Genomic DNA, 19,371 nt, shown 5'->3' with positions numbered 1-19,371 from the left:
GGACGCATGCGACGCAGGCAAGTGGGGAAGCCCCCTGTTCGGGACCGCGCTCGCTGCTTAGGGTGACCTGGTGACTCAGTCCGCATCGCCCGCGTATCTCCGTTTCCCGCACCTGCACGGCGAGTTGGTCGCCTTCACCGCCGAGGACGACGTCTGGGTCGCCCCACTCGACGGCGGCCGCGCCTGGCGGGTCAGCGCCGACAACATACCCGTGAACCACCCCCGCATCTCCCCGGACGGCACGACCGTCGCCTGGACCTCCACCCGCGACGGCGCCCCCGAGGTGCACATCGCGCCGATCGACGGCGGGCCCGCCAAGCGCCTCACGCACTGGGGGAGTTGGAAGACACAGGTGCGCGGCTGGACCCCCGACGGAGACGTGCTCGCGCTCAGCACGGTCGGTCAGGCCTCGCTGCGCCGCACCTGGGCGCACGCCGTACCGCTCGACGGGGGACCGGCCACGACGCTGCCGTACGGGCCCGTCGGCGAGGTCGCGTACGGGCCGCACACCGTGCTGCTGTCCGCCGGGGCCCGCGAGGCCGCCCTCTGGAAGCGGTACCGGGGCGGCACGGCCGGCAAGCTGTGGATCGACCGCGAGGGCAACGGCGAGTTCGCACGGCTGCACGAGGACCTGGACGGCAACATCGAGTACCCGTCGTGGGTGGGGGACCGTATCGTCTTCCTCTCTGACCACGAGGGCGTCGGGGCGCTGTACTCGTCGCTCGCCGACGGCTCCGACCTGCGGCGGCACACGCCCGGTGGGGGCACCTCCCGCTCATGGGGGTCCTCCCGCTCATGGGGGTCCCCACGCTCGAGCGAAGTCGAGAGTGGGGGAGGAGTCGAGAGTGGGGGAGGAGTCGAGAGCGGGGGAGGCTTCTACGCCCGCCACGCGGCCACCGACGGCACCCGGGTCGTGTACTCCTCCGCCGGCCGGCTGTGGATCCTCGACGACCTCGACGGCGCCGAGCCCAGGCCGCTCGACATCCGGCTCGGCGGGCAGCGCGTGGACCTCCAGCCGTATCCGGTCGACGCCTCGCGCTGGTTCGGGGCCGCCTCGCCCGACCACACCGGGCGCGGCAGCGCCGTCTCGGTGCGCGGCGCCGTCCACTGGGTGACCCACCGTTCGGGACCCGCCCGCGCGCTCGCCGCCGAGCACGGCGTGCGCGCCCGGCTGCCGCACACCTTCCGCGCGGACGGCGAGGAGTGGGTGGTGTGGGTGACGGACGCGGAGGGCGACGACGCGCTGGAGTTCGCGCCCGCCACCGGCCTCGCCCCCGGCGCCGTCCCGCGACGGCTCGCCGCAGGGCAGCTCGGGCGGGTGCTGGGGCTCGCGGTGTCGCCCGACGGCAGCAAGGTGGCCGTCGCCGCGCACGACGGGCGGGTGCTGCTCGTCGAGCGGGACAGCGGCGAGGTGCGCGAGGTCGACCGCAGTGAGGACGGCGAGGTCAGCGGGCTCGTCTTCGCACCCGACTCCGCGTGGCTGGCCTGGTCGCACCCCGGGCCGCGCCCGCTGCGCCACCTGAAACTCGCCAACACGGCCGACCTGTCGGTGACCGAGGCGACCCCGCTGCGGTTCCGGGACTACGCGCCCGCGTTCACCCTGGACGGCAAGCACCTCGCGTTCCTCTCGGCGCGCTCCTTCGACCCGGTGTACGACGACCACGTCTTCGACCTCGCCTTCGTGGGCGGCTCCCGGCCGCACCTGATCACGCTGGCCGCGACCACCCCGTCCCCGTTCGGTCCGCAGCGGCACGGCCGCCCCTTCGAGACGCCCGACAAGGACGAGACACCCGACAGCGAAGGCGCGCCGACCACCCGCGTCGACCTGGAGGGCCTCGCCGACCGGATCGTGCCGTTCCCGGTGGAGGCCGCGCGCTACTCGGGGCTGCGCGCCGCCAAGGACGGGGTGCTGTGGCTGCGGCACCCGGTGCGCGGCGTCCTCGGCGCCTCCCGCGCCACGCCCGACGATCCCGACCCCAGGAGCGAGCTGGAGCGGTACGACCTCGTCCAGCAGCGCATCGAGCACCTCGCCTCGGACGCCGACCACTTCTCGGTCACCGGCGACGGCAAGCGGGTGCTGCTGTGGACCGACGGCAAGCTCAAGGTCGTCCCCAGCGACCGGCGCGCCCCGAACGACGACGACTCCGACGCGAACATCACCGTCGACCTGTCGCGCATCCGGCAGACCGTCGATCCGGCGGCCGAGTGGCGGCAGATGTTCGACGAGACCGGCCGGATCATGCGGGACAACTTCTGGCGGCCCGACCTGGGCGGCGTCGACTGGGACGGCGTACTGGACCGGTACCGGCCGGTGCTCGAGCGGGTCGCCACCCACGACGACCTGGTCGACCTGCTGTGGGAGGTGCAGGGCGAGCTGGGCACCTCGCACGCGTACGTCCTTCCCCACGGCTACGGACCGGGCCACGACCGGCGGCAGGGACTGCTCGGCGCCGACATCTCCCGGCACGCGGACGGCAGTTGGCGCGTCGACCGGGTGCTGCCCTCGGAGACCTCCGACCCCGACGCCCAGGCACCGCTGGCCGCGCCCGGGGTGGCGATACGGGCCGGTGACGCGATCGTCGCGGTCGGCGGGCGTCCGGTGGATCCGGTGACCGGGCCCGGGCCGCTGCTGGTGGGGACGGCCGGCAAACCGGTGGAGCTGACGGTCTCGCCGGCGGGCGGGGGCGACCTGCGGTACGCCGTCGTCGTCCCGATCGCCGACGAGGAGCCGCTCAGGTACCACGCCTGGGTGGCGGACCGGCGGGCGTACGTGCACGAGAGGTCCGGCGGGCGGCTCGGGTATCTGCACGTGCCGGACATGGTGGGCTCCGGGTGGGCGCAGCTCCACCGTGACCTGCGGGTCGAGGTCGCCCGGGAGGGGCTGGTCGTGGACGTCCGGGAGAACCGGGGCGGCCACACCTCCCAACTGGTCGTGGAGAAACTGGCGCGGCGGATCGTGGGCTGGGACCTGCCGCGCGGACTACGGCCGTACAGCTACCCGGAGGACGCGCCGCGCGGGCCCGTCGTCGCGGTCGCCAACGAGTTCTCCGGCTCGGACGGCGACATCGTCAACGCGGCCATCAAGGCGCTCGGCATCGGCCCGGTGGTCGGGACGCGGACGTGGGGCGGTGTCATCGGGATCGACAGCAAGTACCGGCTGGTCGACGGCACTCTGGTGACCCAGCCCAAGTACGCCTTCTGGATGGAGGGGTACGGGTGGGACGTGGAGAACCACGGCGTCGATCCCGACGTCGAGGTGGTCCAGGCCCCGCAGGACCACGCGGCGGACCGCGACACGCAGTTGGACGAGGCGATCCGTCTGGCACTGGCGGCACTGGAGGAACGTCCGGCGAAACAGCCCCCGGAGCTGCCGGCACTGTGATCCGCCGCGCACGCGCTGCCGCTCCCGTATCCGCTGCGGGTGGCTCGCGCCGGTGCGTCGGTGCTCCCTCCCGTCGGCGCGCCCGATCCGCCGCTTCTCGGCGGACGTTCCGCACCCGCCCGCTCTTCCAGGGCGGCAGGGCGGGAGGGACGGACGGGGCCGGCTCGGTCGCCGGAGGAGCGGGAGCCGGTGGCCTGGCGGGACGGATCGCCGCCCTGCCGTCTCCCGGCCCACGCCGAGCGGCCCACCACCCGCCCCCGGCCCACGCCGAGCGGCCCACCACCCGCCTCCCGGGCCCCCGCGCCGCCGGGCCGCCACCGGATGCCCCGCATCCGTCAGCCCTCTCAAGGCGGCCGGTGGGCCGGGCCCGATAGCATGCCGTCGTAGTGATCAGTCCGTGTGAGGAGGCACGCATGGCGGGAGAGCCGCAGGACGACTGCCTGTTCTGCAAGATCGTCGCGGGGCAGATCCCGGCGACGATCGTCCGGGAGACCGACACCACCGTCGCCTTCCAGGACATCAACCCCCAGGCGCCGACCCATGTGCTGGTCATCCCCCGGGTGCACCACCGGGACATCGCCGCCCTCGCCGCCGCCGAACCGGCCATCACCGCCGACCTGCTCCGCGAGGCCGGTGAGGTCGCCGCGCAGGAGAAGCTCGACAGTTACCGCGTGGTGTTCAACACCGGCAGCGGCGCCGGCCAGACCGTCTGGCACGCGCACGCCCACGTCCTGGGCGGCCGCGGCCTGCAGTGGCCCCCCGGGTAAGGCGCCGTGTCCGTACGCGAACTGGTCGTGCTCGGCACCGCCAGCCAGGTCCCGACCCGGCACCGCAACCACAACGGGTACCTGCTGCGCTGGGACGGCGAGGGCATCCTCTTCGACCCCGGCGAGGGCACCCAGCGGCAGATGCTGCGCGCCGGGGTCGCCGCCCACGACCTGCACCGGATCTGCGTCACGCACTTCCACGGCGACCACTCGCTGGGCCTCGCCGGTGTCATCCAGCGCATCAACCTCGACCAGGTGCCGCACGAGATCACCGCGCACTACCCGAAGTCGGGACAGCGGTTCTTCGAGCGGCTGCGCTACGCGACGGCGTACCGCGAGACCGTCTCCCTGACCGAGGCGCCGGTCGACGCGGACGGGCCCCTCGCGGTGACCCCCGCGTACACGCTCCAGGCACGCCGGCTCTCCCACCCCGTCGAGTCCTACGGCTACCGGATCATCGAACCCGACGGGCGCCGCATGCTGCCCGAACGGCTCGCGGCGTACGGCATCAAGGGCCCCGACGTCGGGCGGATGCAGCGGGAGGGCTCCCTCGGGGGCGTGTCGCTGGAGGAGGTCAGCGAGGTGCGGCGCGGGCAGCGGTTCGCGTTCGTCATGGACACCCGGCTGTGTGACGGTGTCCACGCCCTCGCCGACGGCTGCGACATGCTCGTCATCGAGTCGACCTTCCTGGACGAGGACGCCAGACTCGCCGACGACCACGGGCATCTGACGGCCGGACAGGCCGGACGTGTCGCCGTGGAGGCCGGGGTGCGGCATCTCGTCCTCACCCACTTCAGCCAGCGCTACACCGAGCCTGGGGGCACCTCCCAGACGGAGTCTGGGGGAGAATTCGAACGGCAGGCGCGTGCCGCCGGGTTCGAGGGAGAGCTGACCGTGGCGCACGACCTGATGCGGGTGCCGGTTCCGAAACGGCGGTGAAGCCCCCGTACGATGCTTCGATGCCCCTCCCGAAAGCTGAACTGCACCTGCACATCGAAGGCACCCTGGAGCCCGAGCTGGCCTTTGAGCTGGCCGCTCGCAACGGTGTGAAGCTGCCCTACGCCGACACCGGCGAACTGCGCGCGGCCTACGCCTTTCAGGACCTCCAGTCCTTCCTGAACCTGTACTACGAGCTGATGGCCGTCCTGCGCACCGAGCGGGACTTCGAGGACCTCGCGAACGCCTATCTCGCGCGCGCCGCCGCGCAGGGCGTGCGGCACGCCGAGATCTTCTTCGACCCGCAGGCCCACACCGCCCGCGGCGTGGACATGGGCACGGTGGTGGAGGGGCTGTGGCGCGCGCTCGGCCACAGCGAGCAGAACCACGGCGTCTCCAGCCAGTTGATCATGTGCTTCCTGCGGGACGAGTCCGCCGAATCGGCCATGGAGACGCTGGAAGCGGCGAGGCCGTACCTCGACCGGATCACCGGTGTGGGTCTCGACTCGGCCGAGGTCGGGCATCCGCCGGTCAAGTTCCGCGAGGTGTACGAGGCCGCCGCCGCCCTGGGTCTCAGGCGCGTGGCGCACGCCGGTGAGGAGGGGCCGCCGGAGTACATCACCGAGGCCCTCGACGTGCTCGGTGTCGAGCGCGTCGACCACGGGCTGCGCTGCATGGAGGACCCGGCGCTGGTGGAGCGGCTCGTGCGGGAGCGGATCCCGCTGACCCTGTGCCCCCTGTCCAACGTCCGCCTGCGCGCCGTCGACACCCTGGAGGCCCACCCCCTGCCCGCCATGCTCGACGCCGGGCTGCTGTGCACCGTCAACTCCGACGACCCCGCCTACTTCGGCGGCTACGCCGGCGACAACTTCGACGCCGTCCGTGCGTCCCTGGGGCTTGGCGAGGAGCGGCTGCGCGAGCTGGCCCGCAACTCCTTCCTCGCGTCCTTCCTGGAGCACGACGAGGAGCGGCGGGCGCGCTATCTCGCCGAGGTGGACGCGTACGCGTTCTCGTAGGCGTCGGGCACCTCCACGACCGGTGCGCCGCCTGCGAGCTCTTCGAGCCGGGGGGACCCCCACCCACGGCGCACCGCGGCCGGCCGCAGTGTGCGGCCCCCGGTGCGCAGGGCGACCGCGGTCAGCGGGAACGCGATCGCGAGCAGCCCGGCGGCGAGGATGGCGCCCATCGCCGGGAACCCCGCCTGCGCGGACAGCACACTGCCGGTCAGCGGGCCCGCCGCCGTGCCGAGCGAGGACGCGGAGCCGACGAGGACGGCCCACCGGCCCCGCCCGTCGAGGGAGGCGGCGAGGCCGATCAGATACGACAGCACGATCGGGTAGAGCGTGTTCCAGGCGATCTCGCCGGTCGCGAAGGTGCCGAGCCCGGTGGCGGACGCGCTGACCGCGATGCAGCCGGCGATGAGCGCGGTGCCCGCGCCGATGGGCAGCGCACGCCCGAGGCGCGGGCCGAGCGCGCCCGCGCCCGTCACGCCGAGCAGCCCGGCGCCGAGCGCGACCGCGAAGACCGCGCCGACGGTGACCTCCGTGAGGTGCGCCTGGGTGAGGCCGATGCGTCCGCTGACGCCCCAGAGGGAGTTCTGGGCGAGGGACCAGCACAGCATGCAGGCGGCCAGGACCAGCCCCGAGCGCGGATGGGGGAGCCGGACGCTCTCGCGGGCGGCCGTGGGGGCCGGACCGTCGGAGGTGAGGCGAGCGGTCGCCGGCCACACCATCAGCGCGGTGAGTGCGATCGCGGCGAGCGGCAGGCCGTGGCCCGGGCCGAGGTGGGGGACCGTCAGGTAGACGGCGCCCGCGAGCGCGGACACCCCGAGCAGGCCGAGTGTGGAGGCGCGGTGGGGGTCGTGGTGGGCGGCGATACCGGTCGCGGCGACCGTGGTGACCGTCCCCGACCCGAACCCGCCGACGACCGCCGCCGCGACGACCACGGGGATGCTGTGGCTCAGGGCAGCCGTGCCGTAGCCGACGGCGGCGCACAGGAGACCGGCGCGGGCGAGGCGGCGGGGGCCGATGCGCCGGACGTGCGCGGCGAGCAGGAAGCCGGCGGTGGCCGAACTCAGCAGCAGGGCACTGCCGATGGAGCCGGCCTCGGTGGCGGAGAGCGGAAGACCGGAGTCGAGCCTGCCGACGGTGGTGGGCAGCAGGTACGAGGCGAGGTACCCGGCCGTGAAAAGGGCGACGAGGGGCCAGGGCGGGGCGGTGCGGGAGGACACGGGCGTTCCAGGGCGTGCGAAAAAGAGCGGCTCAGAATGGGGGAGGGGCGCCGTCCGTCGAACGACAGGAACGTGCAGGGAATTTGTATCAAGCACGCGTTTCGAGAAGAAGCGCAGAGTATGTGATCTGAGTCACTTTTGGGTTTGGTCCTGGTGGCGTCGGGTAGTAGCAGTCGCTCCCTTGGTCGTCCGCCGCCCTCAGCGCCAGTGCGGAGCGCCCGCACCACCCACCGTGATGCCCTCGATCCTGGCCCGGATCTCCCGCATCACGGCGACGATCCGCTCCTCATGACCCTGCGTCAGCCGGGCCACCGGCACCGAGCAGCTGATCGCGTCCTGTGCCGGGGTGTCATAGCGCAGGGCGAAGCCGAAGCCCGCGATGCCGACGACGCTCTCCTCCCGGTCGATGGAATAGCCCCGCTCGCGCGTGGCGGCGAGGTCCGTCAGCAGGGACTCCCGCGTGGTGTGCGTGTGGGCGGTCAAGGGCTCGAACGGCCCCTGCGGCACCGCCTCGTCCGGCCGTTCCGCCAGCAGTGCCTTGCCGAGCGCGCCCGCGTGCGCGGGCAGCCGCCGGCCCACGCGGCTGATCGTGCGCAGGTATTCGTGCGACTCGCGCGTCGCCAGATACGCCACGTCCCTGCCGTCCAGCCGTCCCAGGTGGATCGTCTCGCCGAGCGCCTCCGACGCCTCGTCCAGGTAGGGGCGGACGGTGCGGACACGCGGGTCGGAGTCCAGGTAGCTCGTGCCCGTCAGCAGCGCGTGGATGCCGATGCCGTACAGCGAGCCGGTGACGTCCGTCCGCACCCAGCCCCGTGAGATCAGGGTCTGCAGCAGGGCGTACATCGAGCTGCGCGGTACGCCGAGCTCGTCCGCCAGCTCCTGCAGGCGTGCCGGACGGTCGCCGCGCGCGGCGAGCACCTCGAGCAGTTCCACCGTGCGCGCGGCCGACTTCACCTCGCGGACGCCCCCTGTGTCGGACATGCGGCGATGGTAATGCGGCGGGCGGTGCGGCACTCCGGTCGCGGTGCGGGGCATTGACGGCATCCGTTCGCGTATCTAACCTCCATCTTCATACGTGGACGGTATTCAGGCAGGGAGATGAACAGGGTGAGCGGCGGTTCGGACACGGAGGCCGTGGCGCGGCGGCTGCGGGACGGTATGGCGCGCGGGATCCTGTCGTTCCCGCTCACGAGCTTCCACGACGACGGCTCCCTCGACCTCGAGGGGTTCCGCGCCCATGTCGGGGCGCAGCTCGCCACCGGCCCCGGCGCAGTCTTCCCCGCCTGCGGCACCGGTGAGTTCTTCTCCCTGGACGAGGACGAGTACGGGCAGGTCGTCACCGCCGCGGTGGAGGCCGCCGCAGGCACCGTGCCCGTCGTCGCGGGCGTCGGATACGGCTGGGCGCAGGCCGTGCGGTTCGCGCGGATCGCCGAGGAGGCGGGCGCCGACGCGCTGCTCGTCCTGCCGCACTACCTCGTCGCCGCCCCGCAGGACGGGCTCGTCGCCCAGCTCGAGCACATCGCCGCCCGCACCCGGCTGCCACTGATCGCCTACCAGCGCGGCCAGGTCGCCTACGGCCTTCAGGCGTTCCGGCGCATCACCGAGATCCCCGGTGTCATCGGCCTCAAGGACGGCCACAGCGACCTCGACCGGCTGCAACGGCTCACCCTCGCCGCACCCGAGGGCTTCCTGTTCTTCAACGGCGCCGCCACCGCGGAGGTCCAGGCCCGCGCGTACGCCGCCGTGGGCGTCCCGGCCTACTCCTCAGCCGTCCACGCCTTCGCCCCCGAGATCGCGGACGCCTTCTTCACCGCGCTGCACGCCGGAGACGACGCCAGGGTGGACAAGCTGCTGCGCGACTTCTACGTCCCGCTCGTCGCGCTGCGCGACCGGGTGCCCGGATACGCCGTGTCGCTGGTCAAGGCCGCCGCCCGGCTGCGCGGCCGCCCCGTGGGACCCGTGCGCGCCCCGCTCACCGAGCCGTCGGCCGCAGACCTGGCCGACCTGAAGGACCTGCTGACCACCGGACTCGACCTGGTAGGAGCCGCCCTGTGACCCGCGACCTGACGGTCTCCGAGGTACGGCTGACCCCGATCCTGGTCGCCGACCCACCCCTGCTGAACACCCAGGGCGTCCACCAGCCGTACACGCCCCGGCTGATCGTCGAGGTGGTGACGGCCGACGGGACCAGCGGCGTCGGCGAGACCTACGGCGACACCAAGTACCTGGAACTCGCCCGGCCCCTCGCCGAGAAGCTGCTCGGCCGTCAGGTGTCCGATCTCAACGGCCTGTTCACGGTCGCCGAGGACGTGGCCGTCGACGGCTCCCGGGCCTCCGACCGGCTCGACGTCGGCGGGCTGCGCGGCGTCCAGACCAGCGACAAACTGCGCCTGTCCGTCCTGTCCGCCTTCGAGGTCGCCTGCCTCGACGCGCTCGGCAAGGCGCTCGGCCTGCCCGTGCACGCGCTGCTCGGCGGCAAGCTGCGCGACGAGGTCGAGTACAGCGCGTACCTGTTCTACAAGTGGGCCGGCCACCCCGAGGGGGTAGCGGCAGAGCAGGACGACTGGGGTGCCGCACTCGAACCGGCGGGCGTCGTCGCACAGGCACGCAGGTTCAAGGAGCGGTACGGCTTCACGTCCTTCAAGCTCAAGGGCGGGGTCTTCCCACCCGATCAGGAGATCGCCGCGATCCGCGCGCTCGCCGAGGCGTTCCCCGGGCACCCGCTGCGCCTGGACCCCAACGGCGCCTGGTCGGTGGAGACCTCCGTGAAGGTGGCCGAGGAACTGCGCGACGTCCTCGAGTACCTGGAGGACCCGGCCCTCGGCACACCCGCCATGGCCGAGGTCGCCGCGCGATTGAAAGGGGCGGCGCGATGGGGGTCCCCCCAGGCGTTCAGCTCTGGGGGAGCCTCGGACAAGGGTGGTGGTGGGCGACGGGCGGGAGTGCCGCTCGCCACCAACATGTGCGTGACCACGTTCGACGAGATCAAGGAGGCGTTCACGCAGGGCGCCGTGCAGGTGGTGCTCTCCGACCACCACTACTGGGGCGGGCTGCGCAACACGCGCGAACTGGCCGCGATCTGCCGCGCGTTCGGGGTCGGGGTGTCCATGCACTCCAACACGCACCTCGGCATCTCGCTGGCCGCGATGACCCATGTCGCCTCCACCGTGCCGGGCCTGCACCACGCCTGCGACACCCACTACCCGTGGCAGTCCGAGGACGTCATCACCGAGCGCATCGCCTTCACCGGTGGCCGGGTCGCCGTCCCCGACGCGCCCGGGCTCGGCGTCACGCTGGACCGCGACCGGCTGGCCGCGCTGCACGAGCGCTGGCTCGCCGACGACGGCGGCCTGCGCGACCGCGACGACGCGGCGGCGATGCGGGTCGCGGACCCGGGGTGGGTGACGCCGACGGTGCCCCGCTGGTAGCGGCCCGCGAACGTGGCGGGTACGGGGCGCGCGCCCGCCGGCAGCCGATGGCCGACCGCCGACCCGGGCGGGCGCGGGCGACCGGCCCGCCCGGAGGGACGCTTGGTGCACACTGGCTGGATCAGCACCACGCCAGGGAGCGCACCGTGACCGCGTCCATCGGAGAGGGACCACACCGCCACCACGCCCACGTCGACCCCCTTGGCGCGCTGCGCGCGCCCGGCGACCCGCCCTGGGACGTCTACCTCACGGGGACCGTCTTCCTCGACATCATCTTCACCGGCCTCGACTCCGCCCCGGTGCGTGGCACCGAGTCCTGGGCGCGGGGCATGGGGTCGAGCCCCGGCGGCGTCGCCAACATGGCCACCGCGCTGGCCCGCCTCGGCCTGCGGACGTGCCTGGCGGCGGCCTTCGGTGACGACCACTACGGCGAGTACTGCTGGGACGAGTTGAAGGAGGGCGAGGGCATCGACCTCTCGCCGTCCCGCAAAGTCCCCGGCTGGCACTCCCCGGTGACCGTCTCCATGGCCTACGAGGGCGAGCGCACCATGGTCTCCCACGGCCACGAGCCGCCGCCGGAGGAGCCATCCCGCCCGTCGCCCACCACCACCCTCAACGGACGCCCTCCGGGCGAAGATCTTTTCGCCTGCCCGCCGCGCGCCCGGGCCGCGGTCGCCTCGCTGACGCCGGGCAGGCGTGAGCCGTGGATCGCGGAGGCCGCGAAGCAGGGCACACGGATCTTCGCCGACGTCGGCTGGGACGAGACCGGGGCGTGGGACCCGGCGGCGCTGGCCGACCTCGAACACTGCGAGGCGTTCCTGCCGAACGCGGAGGAGGCCATGCGGTACACGCGCACGGACTGCCCGCGCGCCGCCGCGCACGCGCTCACCGAGTACGTGCCGCTGGCCGTGGTCACCCTCGGCGCGGAGGGGGCGTACGCCGTGGACGGGCGCACCGGGGAGAGCGCGGGCGTGCCCGCGATCGCCGTGGAGGCGCTGGACCCCACGGGGGCGGGTGACGTCTTCGTGGCGGGTTTCGTGACCGGCACGCTGGCGGAGTGGCCGCTGGCCGACCGCCTCGCCTTCGCCGGTCTGACGGCGGCGCTGTCCGTCCAGGAGTTCGGCGGCTCGTTGTCGGCGCCCGACTGGTCGGAGATCGGGGCATGGTGGCGCAAGGTCCAGTCCTACGAGAGCCAGGACCCGGCGGCCCTGACCCGCTACGCGTTCCTGGAGGGCCTGGTCCCGCAGGAGGACATCGAAGCGTGGCCGCGCCGCCGCGCCGTCCCGACGATCGGCTTCCGCCGACCGGGGTGACGCCGCGGGGGTGGCACGGGATTTTTCCCGCCCCCGCCGCCCCTACCCTTCCCGACCCTGGGGGGCTGCGCCCCCAGACCCCCGCCGTCGGCCTACGGCCCCGTCCTCGAACTTCCCCAAGCTCTTCGAGCAGGGAGACGCCGGACGGGCGCAGAATTCAGCCCCTCCGGCGTTCGAGGAGCGGGGGTTCGGGGGCCGGCCCCCGAACGGGGTCTGGGGCGGAGCCCCGGCGGGGTGTAGGGGCGCAGCCTCGGCGGGGTGTAGGGGCGCAGCCTCGGCGGGGTGTAGGGGCGGAGCGCCGACGGGGTGCAGGGGCGGAGCGCCGACGGGGTGTAGGGGCGGAGCCCCGGCGGGGTGTAGGGGCGGAGCCCCGGCGGGGTGTAGGGGCGCAGCCTCGGCGGGGTGTAGGGGCGCAGCCTCGGCGGGGTGTAGGGGCGCAGCCTCGGCGGGGTGTAGGGGCGGAGCCCCGGCGGGGTGCAGGGGCGGAGCCCCGGCGGGGGCGAAGGGGCGGAGCCCCTGGAGGGCGGGAAGGGTAGGGGTGGCAGGGGCGGGAACCGCTCAGAAGCCCAGGCGCCGCAGCTGCTTCGGGTCCCGTTGCCAGTCCTTGGCCACCTTCACGTGGAGGTCCAGGAACACCGGCGTCCCCAGCAGCGCCTCGATGTGCTTGCGGGACTTGATGCCGACCTCCTTCAGCCGCTTGCCCTTGGGACCGATGATGATCCCCTTCTGGCTCGGCCGCTCGATGTAGACGTTCGCGTGGATGTCCAGCAGCGGCTTGTCCGCGGGCCGGTCCTCGCGCGGCAGCATCTCCTCCACCACCACCGCGATCGAGTGCGGCAGTTCGTCCCGGACGCCCTCCAGCGCCGCCTCACGGATGAGCTCCGCCACCATGACCTGCTCCGGCTCGTCCGTCAGATCGCCCTCGGGATACAGCGCCGGCCCCTCCGGCAGCAGCGGGATCAGCAGGTCCGCCAGCAGGTCCACCTGCTTGTTCGCGGTCGCCGACACGGGGACGATCTCCGCCCACTCGATCCCCAGCTCCTCACCCAGCCGGTCGATCGCGATGAGCTGCTCGGCCAGGGCCTTGGAGTCCACCAGGTCCGTCTTCGTGACGATCGCGACCTTGGGGGTCTTCCTGATCCCCGCCAGTTCCTTCGCGATGAAGCGGTCCCCTGGGCCGATCTTCTGGTCGGCGGGCAGACAGAAGCCGATCACGTCGACCTCCGCCCACGTCGTGCGCACCACGTCGTTCAGCCGCTCGCCCAGCAGCGTGCGCGGCTTGTGCAGACCCGGTGTGTCCACCAGGATCAGCTGGGCGTCCGGCCGGTGCACGATGCCCCGCACCGTGTGCCGCGTCGTCTGCGGCCGGTTCGAGGTGATCGCCACCTTCTGCCCGACCAGAGCGTTCGTCAGGGTGGACTTGCCCGCGTTGGGGCGGCCCACGAAACAGGCGAAGCCCGCCCGGTGGACGGCCTCGGTGGGCTCGGATGGCTGGGTGCGCACGCTCATGGCGCCCATTCTCCCTGATCCACGGAGCCCCTCCGCACGCCCGGCCGCGCCCCGGGCCCCGCGAGCACCCCGGTGAGATTCCGGAAACCTTCCCGCAATACGAAACGTCACGGAAACACACCTGTACGCAACAGGAAACGAGCGCCGGTGACCCTCGGACGAGCCCCCGGACCGTAGGAGAGCCCGTGACCCTGGCCGCGCCCCTCCCCCTAGCTCTCGACTCCGCTCGAGCAGGGGGGACCCCCATCGACACCGGCGACACCGCCTGGCTGCTCGCCGCCACCGCCCTCGTGCTGCTGATGACTCCCGGCCTCGCCCTCTTCTACGGCGGCATGGTCCGCACGAAAAGCGTGCTCAACATGCTGATGATGAGCTTCGTGTCGATCGCCCTGGTCACGGTGGTGTGGCTGGCCTGCGGCTACTCCCTCGCCTTCGGCGACGACGCGTTCGCCGGCCTCATCGGCGGGCTGAAGCACTCGGGCATGGCGGGCCTCGGCCCGGACAGCCTCCACGGCACCGTGCCCACCCTCCTCTTCGCCACCTTCCAGCTCACCTTCGCGATCATCACCGCCGCCCTGATCAGCGGCGCGATCGCGGACCGCGCGAAGTTCGGCGCCTGGCTGGTCTTCGTGCCCGTCTGGGCCCTGCTCGTATACGTTCCCGTCGCCCACTGGGTGTGGGGTCCGGGCGGCTGGATCCTGGACAGGCTCGGCGCCCTCGACTTCGCGGGCGGCCTGCCCGTCGAGATCACCTCCGGCGCGTCCGGACTGGCGCTGTGCCTGGTCCTCGGCCCGCGTCTGGGCTTCAAGAAGGACGCCATGCGTCCCCACAACCTGCCCATGGTGATGCTCGGCGCAGGTCTGCTGTGGTTCGGCTGGTTCGGATTCAACGCCGGTTCGGCCCTCGGCGCGAACGGCCTCGCCGCGGCCGCCTTCCTCAACACCCTCGCCGCCGGCTGCACCGGCCTGCTCGGCTGGCTCTTCGTCGAGCAGAAGCGCGACGGCCACCCCACCACTCTGGGCGCGGCGTCCGGCGCGGTCGCGGGCCTGGTCGCCATCACGCCGTCCTGCGGCACGGTGTCCCTGCTCGGCGCGCTGGTCGTCGGCCTCGCCGCCGGCGTCGTCTGCTCGTACGCCGTGAGCTGGAAGTTCAAGCTGAACTACGACGACTCGCTCGACGTCGTCGGCGTCCACCTGGTCGGCGGCGTCATCGGCACCCTCCTCATCGGCCTGTTCGCGGTGAAGGAGATGACCGGCGGGGCCGAGGGCCTCCTCTACGGCGGCGGGATCGCCCAGCTCGGCAAGCAGCTCCTCGCGGTGGTCGTGGTGGCGCTGTACGCCTTCGCCGTGACGTACGGCATCGGCAAGCTGATCGACAAGACGATGGGCTTGCGCGCGAGCGAGGAGCAGGAGCACACCGGACTGGACCTTACGGTGCACGCCGAGACCGCTTACGATCACGGGGTCCTGGGCCACGGCGCCCCGGTCGCCCACTCCGTCCCCGCAACCACCCAGAAGGTCACGACCCAGGCATGAAGCTCATCACCGCGATCGTCAAGCCGTTCCGCCTCGACGCGGTCAAGACGGCCCTGCAGGAACTCGGAGTGCACGGCCTGACCGTGACCGAGGCCAGCGGCTACGGCCGTCAGCGCGGCCACACCGAGGTGTACCGGGGGGCCGAGTACCGGGTCGACCTCGTGCCCAAGGTCCGGATCGAGGTCGTGGTGGAGGACGCGGACGCCGACGCCGTCATCGACGCGATCGTGAAGGCCGCGCAGACGGGGAAGATCGGAGACGGAAAGGTCTGGGCACTGCCGGTCGAGACGGTCGTACGCGTACGGACGGGCGAACGCGGCCCCGACGCGCTCTGACCGCCGACGCTCCCGCCACGACCCCCGCGACGAACACGGCCGCGACCACCAGCCACGGCAGCGCGAAGAACGAGGCGCTCGCCGACTCACGCGTGTCCTTCGCGCTCGCCGTCAATGTGACGTCGCCCCAGTCGAACTGGGGTGCGTCCCGCCATGGTTCGGACAACCGCACGCGCTGACCGGGCAGCAGCTCGGAGGGGATCCGCGACAGTGAGCGCGTCAGGAGCGTCCGGCCGAACAGGCCCGTCGCCCGCAGCTCCACCTTCGGGGCGAGGGTGACGTTGCCCGTGTTGTGCAGGGTGTAGGAGACGGTCGCCGTGCTGTCGCCGAGGCCGGGGACCAGGGGTTGCCGGTGGGTGACACGGACGTCCTCCACGGCGATGGCGGGCAGCGTGGGTCCGCCGACGCGGAGGTAGACCCGTGCGGCGACCGCCCGCTGCACGCCGAGGGCCGGCGTGCCGCTGCCCGGGGCCGGCTGCTCGTCGAGCGCGACGATCGCGCCCGGGTGGTCGCCGGGTTCCGCAGCCTCGGGCACATGCAGCGTGAAGGGCACGGTGACGGTCCTGTGCCCGGGCACGGTGATCCGGGACTGCGCGGGCCTCGCCCAGGCGCCCACCGCCAGCATCCGTTCCGCCGGCGTGCGTACGGCGAAGCCGCCGTCCCTGGGCGTGTTGTAGGCGTCGGCCGCGTAGAGCCGGAAGGCGATCGGCTTGCCGGTCTTGTTCTGGACGGCGACCTTGTCGCTGAGGGTCTGGCCGGGGTCGGCGGAGAGGTAGAAGTACGGCCGCGCGGCGACTTTCGAGGCGACCGGGTAGACCGACCAGCTGCCGTTGTCGGCGGCGTGCGCGGGCGTGGCCTGCCCTGCGAGCGCGAGGCCCAGGAGGAGGACGTACAGCTTGCGCATGGGTGCGGACCCCCACGGACGAGGGACGGGGAACGGGCGGGTGCGGACGCCCCTTGCGCTCAGGCGAGCGTCAGGGTGAGCACACCGGAGTACGAGCCCGGAGGCGTGAACGCCGGTACGTCCAGGGACAGCCCGGCGTCGACGGTGAACTGGCCGCCGGTGAGCATGCCGTCGGACGTCGACGCGAGGGTCGCCCCCGAGGTGCCCACGGCTCCTGCCGAGCCGGCCTTGCAGGTGCTGGGGCTGCCCGGCTTGGTCGCGCAGGCCGGGGTCCAGTTCAGCTTCCCGGCGTCGATCTTGCCGCCGGGCCCGGTGAAGTTCGTGACCTTGCCGGTCAGGGACCAGCCGGCGGGGCCACCGCGGAAGTCCTGCACGGTCACGGTCTGGAGCTTCCCGGCGGAGGTCCCTCCCTCGCCGAAGTCCACCGCCGCCAGGGCCACGGCGTCCCCGGCCTGGGACATGGACAGGGTGCCCGCCTTGACGGTGGTGGTCAGCTTCTGACTGCCGGCCGGGACGGGCGTGTTGTCGTCGACCACGTACGCCGCCGGGCCCGCGCCCTTGTCCTGGCTCCAGGAGCCGCCCTCGTAGGCCACGATCCCGGTCGTGGCTCTGTCGTTGACGACGAGTGAACCGCTGAAGGAGCCCTGGGAGTTCGCGGTCACGGTGGCGGTGTCCGCGGTCGGGGTGCCCCCGGCCCGCCCGGCCAGGGTGACGGTCGCGCCCGGCGTGAAGTTGCTGCCGCTGACGGTGACACTGGCGCCCGGGTCACCGGAGGCCGAACTCAGCGAGATGGCCCGGGTGTTGGCCGGGGTGCCGTCGGTCGCCGTGACGGTCTCCGACACCGGGGCGGGCGGGTTGGTCACCGTGCACGGGGTGTCCAGCTCGAGGATGTAGCTGGTGTGGATGTTGTAGTCGCCCGGCGAGAGGGTGATCTGGCCGGCCTTGGTGACGGTGAACGTTCCGGTCATGGAGAAGGACGGGAAGGCCGCCTTCCCCGGCACCGGCGGGTTCTTCTTCGGCCCGGCGACGGTGACGTCACCGGTCTGGGCGCCCCCGAGGGACACTTTTCCGGTCGGGGTCATGATGTCGGCCGGCAGCGCCAGGTCGGTCGGATTGCTCGCGGCGGCCTTGACCACCGTGTAGGTCACGGTGACCGTGTCGCCGACCTTGGGACTGGCGTTGTCCACCGTGATCTTCGCGGTGGTGGTGCCGTCGATCGGGGGGATGCCCGCGACCGCGGGCGGAATGCAGTGGGTGGGGAAGTCCACCTGCTGCGGTGCGGCGCCGGCCGGACAGGCCAGGGCACCCCCGCCGGCGACCGCGAGGGCGGTCACCGTGAGTATCGAGGCCCAGCGGCGTCTTCGAGTCGGTAAAGCCATGACGGCCCCCTCGTGTGGTTGCGGGCGCAGCGGCTCTTCTGCGCCGACAGGGGGCCATTGACGTGCGGGTTGTGTGAGAAGTCAATGGAGATGCGGCAAGTGGACTGACGGGCCGTCAGTTTTGTCCATTCGACCGTGGCGCGAGCCGTCAGCCCGCGGTCACCGTGACGCGAACCGTCCCGTCCGGCCCGGCCACCAGCACGGGCGTCTGAGGCCCGCCGAGATCCCGTACGGCCGCGCGGTCCTCCGCGGACGCGACCCCGGCCTCCGTGACGACCGCCGCCGCCTCCAGCGACTTCGCGCCCGAGGCCACCGCCATGGCCACCGCCGTCTGCAGGGCACTCAGCTTCAGCGACTCGAGGGCGACGGTCCCGGCGACGTACGTCCGTCCGGTCTCGTCCCGCACCGCGGCCCCCTCGGGCACGCCGTTGCGGGCCCGCGCGGAACGGGCCAGGGTGACGATCTTGCGGTCCTCGGGGTCGAGCGCATTGCTGTCGGTCATGCCACGAGCATACGAAGAGCGGTCGAGGTCATCGCGCAACGGGGTACACCGCCGAGATCGTCCCGCGACGGGTTGCCGCCGAGATCGTCCCGCGACGCGTTACCGCCGAGATCGTCCCGCGACGCGTTACCGCCGAAGTCGTCCCGTGACGCGTTACCGCCGAAGTCGTCCCGTGACGGAAGACGCCGAGGTCAGCCCGCCACGGGATACATCGCCCCGCGCCTGCCCTGCGGCGAGGCCAGCCACTCCAGCTTCGCCGTGGTGTTCGCCTCCTCCAGCGGGGTGTGGAGCACGATCGTCAGGTCGGGCCGCGCCGGCACCTTCAGCGCCGTCGACTCCACGCACAGCAGCCCCACCAGCGGATGGTCCAGCTCCTTGCGGACCACCCCGGCGTCCTTGATGTCCCGCCGCTCCCACAGCTCGGTGAACTCCGGGCTCGCCGCCTTGAGCTCGGCCAGCACCGCCCGGAACCCCTCGTCGTCGGGGTTGTCCGAGCACATCGCCCGGAACTGTGCGACGACCGTGTGCGCGTTCTGCTCCCAGCTGTGGGAGCGGGAGCGGTACAGCGGGTCGGTGAAGAAGTCGACGATGCAGTTCTGCGTGATCTCGGGCCGCATCCCGAGCACCCAGCCCGCGGCGTCGTTGTACATCACGCAGTTGTAGTACCGGTCCATGATGTGGGCCGGATACGGCATCCAGGCGTCGATCAGCCGCCGCATGCCCTCGCAGCCGTGGTCGGGCGCCGGCTCCGGCGCGGGCGGGTTCAGCCCGGCCAGGACGTACAGATGCCGGCGCTCCGCGTTGCTGAGCCGCAGCACCCGCGCCACCGCGTCCAGTACCTGCGGGGAGACGGAGATGTCCCGCCCCTGTTCCAGCCACTGGTACCAGGAGACGCCCACCCCGGCCAGCACGGCGACCTCCTCGCGGCGCAGACCGGGCGTACGGCGCCGCGGCCCGCCGGCGGGCAGTCCGGCCTCCGCCGGGGTGACCCGGGCACGCCTGCTCATCAGGAACTCGCGCAACTCCCGCAGCCGATGGCTCTTCAGCGCGTCCTCGGGCACGTACGGATCCCCCCGTCGGTGTCTGGTGGTGCGACCACCACCATAAGTGCCGACTCCCCATGGATGTTCCGCTCGCACGAGGCTCTTGCC

15 protein-coding genes and 1 pseudogene are annotated in these 19,371 nt (G+C 72.7%); 9 read left to right on the top strand and 7 right to left on the bottom strand.

Annotated features, from left to right (window positions below):
- Positions 1–70: 70 nt before the first annotated feature.
- The 4 genes from SY2F82_RS02935 (at position 71) to SY2F82_RS02920 (ending at position 6,101) form a co-directional block, all read left to right on the top strand.
- Positions 71–3,382 carry a S41 family peptidase gene (locus SY2F82_RS02935; protein ID WP_200417319.1) on the top strand — a complete coding sequence of 1,104 codons (3,312 nt, stop codon included), beginning with the start codon at positions 71–73 and terminating at the stop codon, positions 3,380–3,382.
- A gap of 413 nt (positions 3,383–3,795) precedes the next feature.
- Complete coding sequence (locus tag SY2F82_RS02930; RefSeq protein ID WP_200417318.1) at positions 3,796–4,149, top strand: histidine triad nucleotide-binding protein; 354 nt, start codon at positions 3,796–3,798, stop codon at positions 4,147–4,149.
- A 6-nt stretch (positions 4,150–4,155) separates the two neighbouring features.
- Positions 4,156–5,088 (top strand): ribonuclease Z, encoded by a 933-nt coding sequence (locus tag SY2F82_RS02925; protein WP_200417317.1) that lies wholly within the window; start codon positions 4,156–4,158, stop codon positions 5,086–5,088.
- A 20-nt stretch (positions 5,089–5,108) separates the two neighbouring features.
- Positions 5,109–6,101 carry an adenosine deaminase gene (locus SY2F82_RS02920; RefSeq protein ID WP_200417316.1) on the top strand — a complete coding sequence of 331 codons (993 nt, stop codon included), beginning with the start codon at positions 5,109–5,111 and terminating at the stop codon, positions 6,099–6,101.
- Here SY2F82_RS02920 and SY2F82_RS02915 read toward each other — a convergent pair.
- Entirely contained in the window at positions 6,065–7,315 is a 1,251-nt protein-coding gene (locus SY2F82_RS02915) for a sugar MFS transporter (RefSeq protein WP_200417315.1), read from the bottom strand. The two genes, SY2F82_RS02920 and SY2F82_RS02915, sit on opposite strands and share 37 nt — an antisense overlap.
- A gap of 198 nt (positions 7,316–7,513) precedes the next feature.
- Complete coding sequence (locus tag SY2F82_RS02910; RefSeq protein ID WP_200417314.1) at positions 7,514–8,296, bottom strand: IclR family transcriptional regulator; 783 nt, start codon at positions 8,294–8,296, stop codon at positions 7,514–7,516.
- A gap of 177 nt (positions 8,297–8,473) precedes the next feature.
- Here SY2F82_RS02910 and SY2F82_RS02905 point away from each other — a divergent pair, with 177 nt between their 5' ends.
- From SY2F82_RS02905 to SY2F82_RS02895, 3 genes are all read left to right on the top strand, one after another.
- On the top strand, positions 8,474–9,370 hold the full coding sequence (locus SY2F82_RS02905) for a 5-dehydro-4-deoxyglucarate dehydratase (RefSeq protein WP_374707126.1): 897 nt from the start codon (positions 8,474–8,476) through the stop codon (positions 9,368–9,370).
- Positions 9,367–10,743, top strand: a complete 1,377-nt coding sequence (locus SY2F82_RS02900) for a glucarate dehydratase family protein (RefSeq protein ID WP_200417312.1) — start codon at positions 9,367–9,369, stop codon at positions 10,741–10,743. The genes SY2F82_RS02905 and SY2F82_RS02900 overlap by 4 nt, the downstream gene beginning before the upstream one ends.
- A gap of 146 nt (positions 10,744–10,889) precedes the next feature.
- Positions 10,890–12,056, top strand: coding sequence for a carbohydrate kinase family protein (locus tag SY2F82_RS02895; RefSeq protein WP_236041065.1), 1,167 nt, complete (start codon positions 10,890–10,892; stop codon positions 12,054–12,056).
- 558 nt (positions 12,057–12,614) lie between these two features.
- Here SY2F82_RS02895 and era read toward each other — a convergent pair.
- On the bottom strand, positions 12,615–13,565 hold the full coding sequence (gene era, locus SY2F82_RS02890) for a GTPase Era (protein WP_200417311.1): 951 nt from the start codon (positions 13,563–13,565) through the stop codon (positions 12,615–12,617).
- A 185-nt stretch (positions 13,566–13,750) separates the two neighbouring features.
- On the opposite strand from era, the gene SY2F82_RS02885 reads away from it, so the two are divergent.
- Positions 13,751–15,100, top strand: coding sequence for an ammonium transporter (locus SY2F82_RS02885; protein WP_374707114.1), 1,350 nt, complete (start codon positions 13,751–13,753; stop codon positions 15,098–15,100).
- Positions 15,097–15,435 carry a P-II family nitrogen regulator gene (locus SY2F82_RS02880; protein ID WP_200417310.1) on the top strand — a complete coding sequence of 113 codons (339 nt, stop codon included), beginning with the start codon at positions 15,097–15,099 and terminating at the stop codon, positions 15,433–15,435. Before SY2F82_RS02885 ends, SY2F82_RS02880 begins: the two co-directional genes overlap by 4 nt.
- On the opposite strand, the pseudogene SY2F82_RS02875 reads toward SY2F82_RS02880, so the two are convergent.
- The 4 genes and pseudogenes from SY2F82_RS02875 to SY2F82_RS02860 all read right to left on the bottom strand — a co-directional run.
- Positions 15,332–16,339 (bottom strand): annotated as a pseudogene (locus SY2F82_RS02875) (WxL protein peptidoglycan domain-containing protein); the annotation flags it as partial. The gene SY2F82_RS02880 and the pseudogene SY2F82_RS02875 overlap by 104 nt on opposite strands.
- Positions 16,340–16,398: 59 nt before the next feature.
- The gene (locus SY2F82_RS02870) at positions 16,399–17,718 is read right to left on the bottom strand and encodes a beta-xylosidase (RefSeq protein ID WP_200417309.1); all 1,320 of its coding nucleotides are present in this window, start codon (positions 17,716–17,718) and stop codon (positions 16,399–16,401) included.
- Positions 17,719–17,866: 148 nt separating this feature from the next.
- Positions 17,867–18,220: a cytidine deaminase gene (locus SY2F82_RS02865; protein ID WP_200417308.1), complete on the bottom strand. Its 354-nt coding sequence runs from the start codon at positions 18,218–18,220 to the stop codon at positions 17,867–17,869.
- 191 nt (positions 18,221–18,411) lie between these two features.
- Positions 18,412–19,281 carry a helix-turn-helix transcriptional regulator gene (locus SY2F82_RS02860; RefSeq protein WP_236041063.1) on the bottom strand — a complete coding sequence of 290 codons (870 nt, stop codon included), beginning with the start codon at positions 19,279–19,281 and terminating at the stop codon, positions 18,412–18,414.
- Positions 19,282–19,371 lie beyond the last annotated feature (90 nt).

It is taken from the genome of Streptomyces sp. Y2F8-2 (assembly GCF_014905555.1).
Taxonomy (GTDB): Bacteria; Actinomycetota; Actinomycetes; order Streptomycetales; family Streptomycetaceae; genus Streptomyces; species Streptomyces cynarae.
Note: the sequence above shows the minus strand (reverse complement) of the source record. Positions and strands in the feature narration are given on the sequence as shown.

Excerpts from the sequence above, each read along its gene's own strand:
- SY2F82_RS02920 (WP_200417316.1), top strand. The coding sequence starts at position 5,109 with ATGCCCCTCCCGAAAGCTGAACTGCACCTGCACATCGAAGGCACCCTG.
- SY2F82_RS02870 (WP_200417309.1), bottom strand. The coding sequence starts at position 17,718 with ATGGCTTTACCGACTCGAAGACGCCGCTGGGCCTCGATACTCACGGTG.
- era (WP_200417311.1), bottom strand. The coding sequence starts at position 13,565 with ATGAGCGTGCGCACCCAGCCATCCGAGCCCACCGAGGCCGTCCACCGG.
- SY2F82_RS02880 (WP_200417310.1), top strand. The coding sequence starts at position 15,097 with ATGAAGCTCATCACCGCGATCGTCAAGCCGTTCCGCCTCGACGCGGTC.
- SY2F82_RS02910 (WP_200417314.1), bottom strand. The coding sequence starts at position 8,296 with ATGTCCGACACAGGGGGCGTCCGCGAGGTGAAGTCGGCCGCGCGCACG.
- SY2F82_RS02905 (WP_374707126.1), top strand. The coding sequence starts at position 8,474 with ATGGCGCGCGGGATCCTGTCGTTCCCGCTCACGAGCTTCCACGACGAC.
- SY2F82_RS02865 (WP_200417308.1), bottom strand. The coding sequence starts at position 18,220 with ATGACCGACAGCAATGCGCTCGACCCCGAGGACCGCAAGATCGTCACC.
- SY2F82_RS02930 (WP_200417318.1), top strand. The coding sequence starts at position 3,796 with ATGGCGGGAGAGCCGCAGGACGACTGCCTGTTCTGCAAGATCGTCGCG.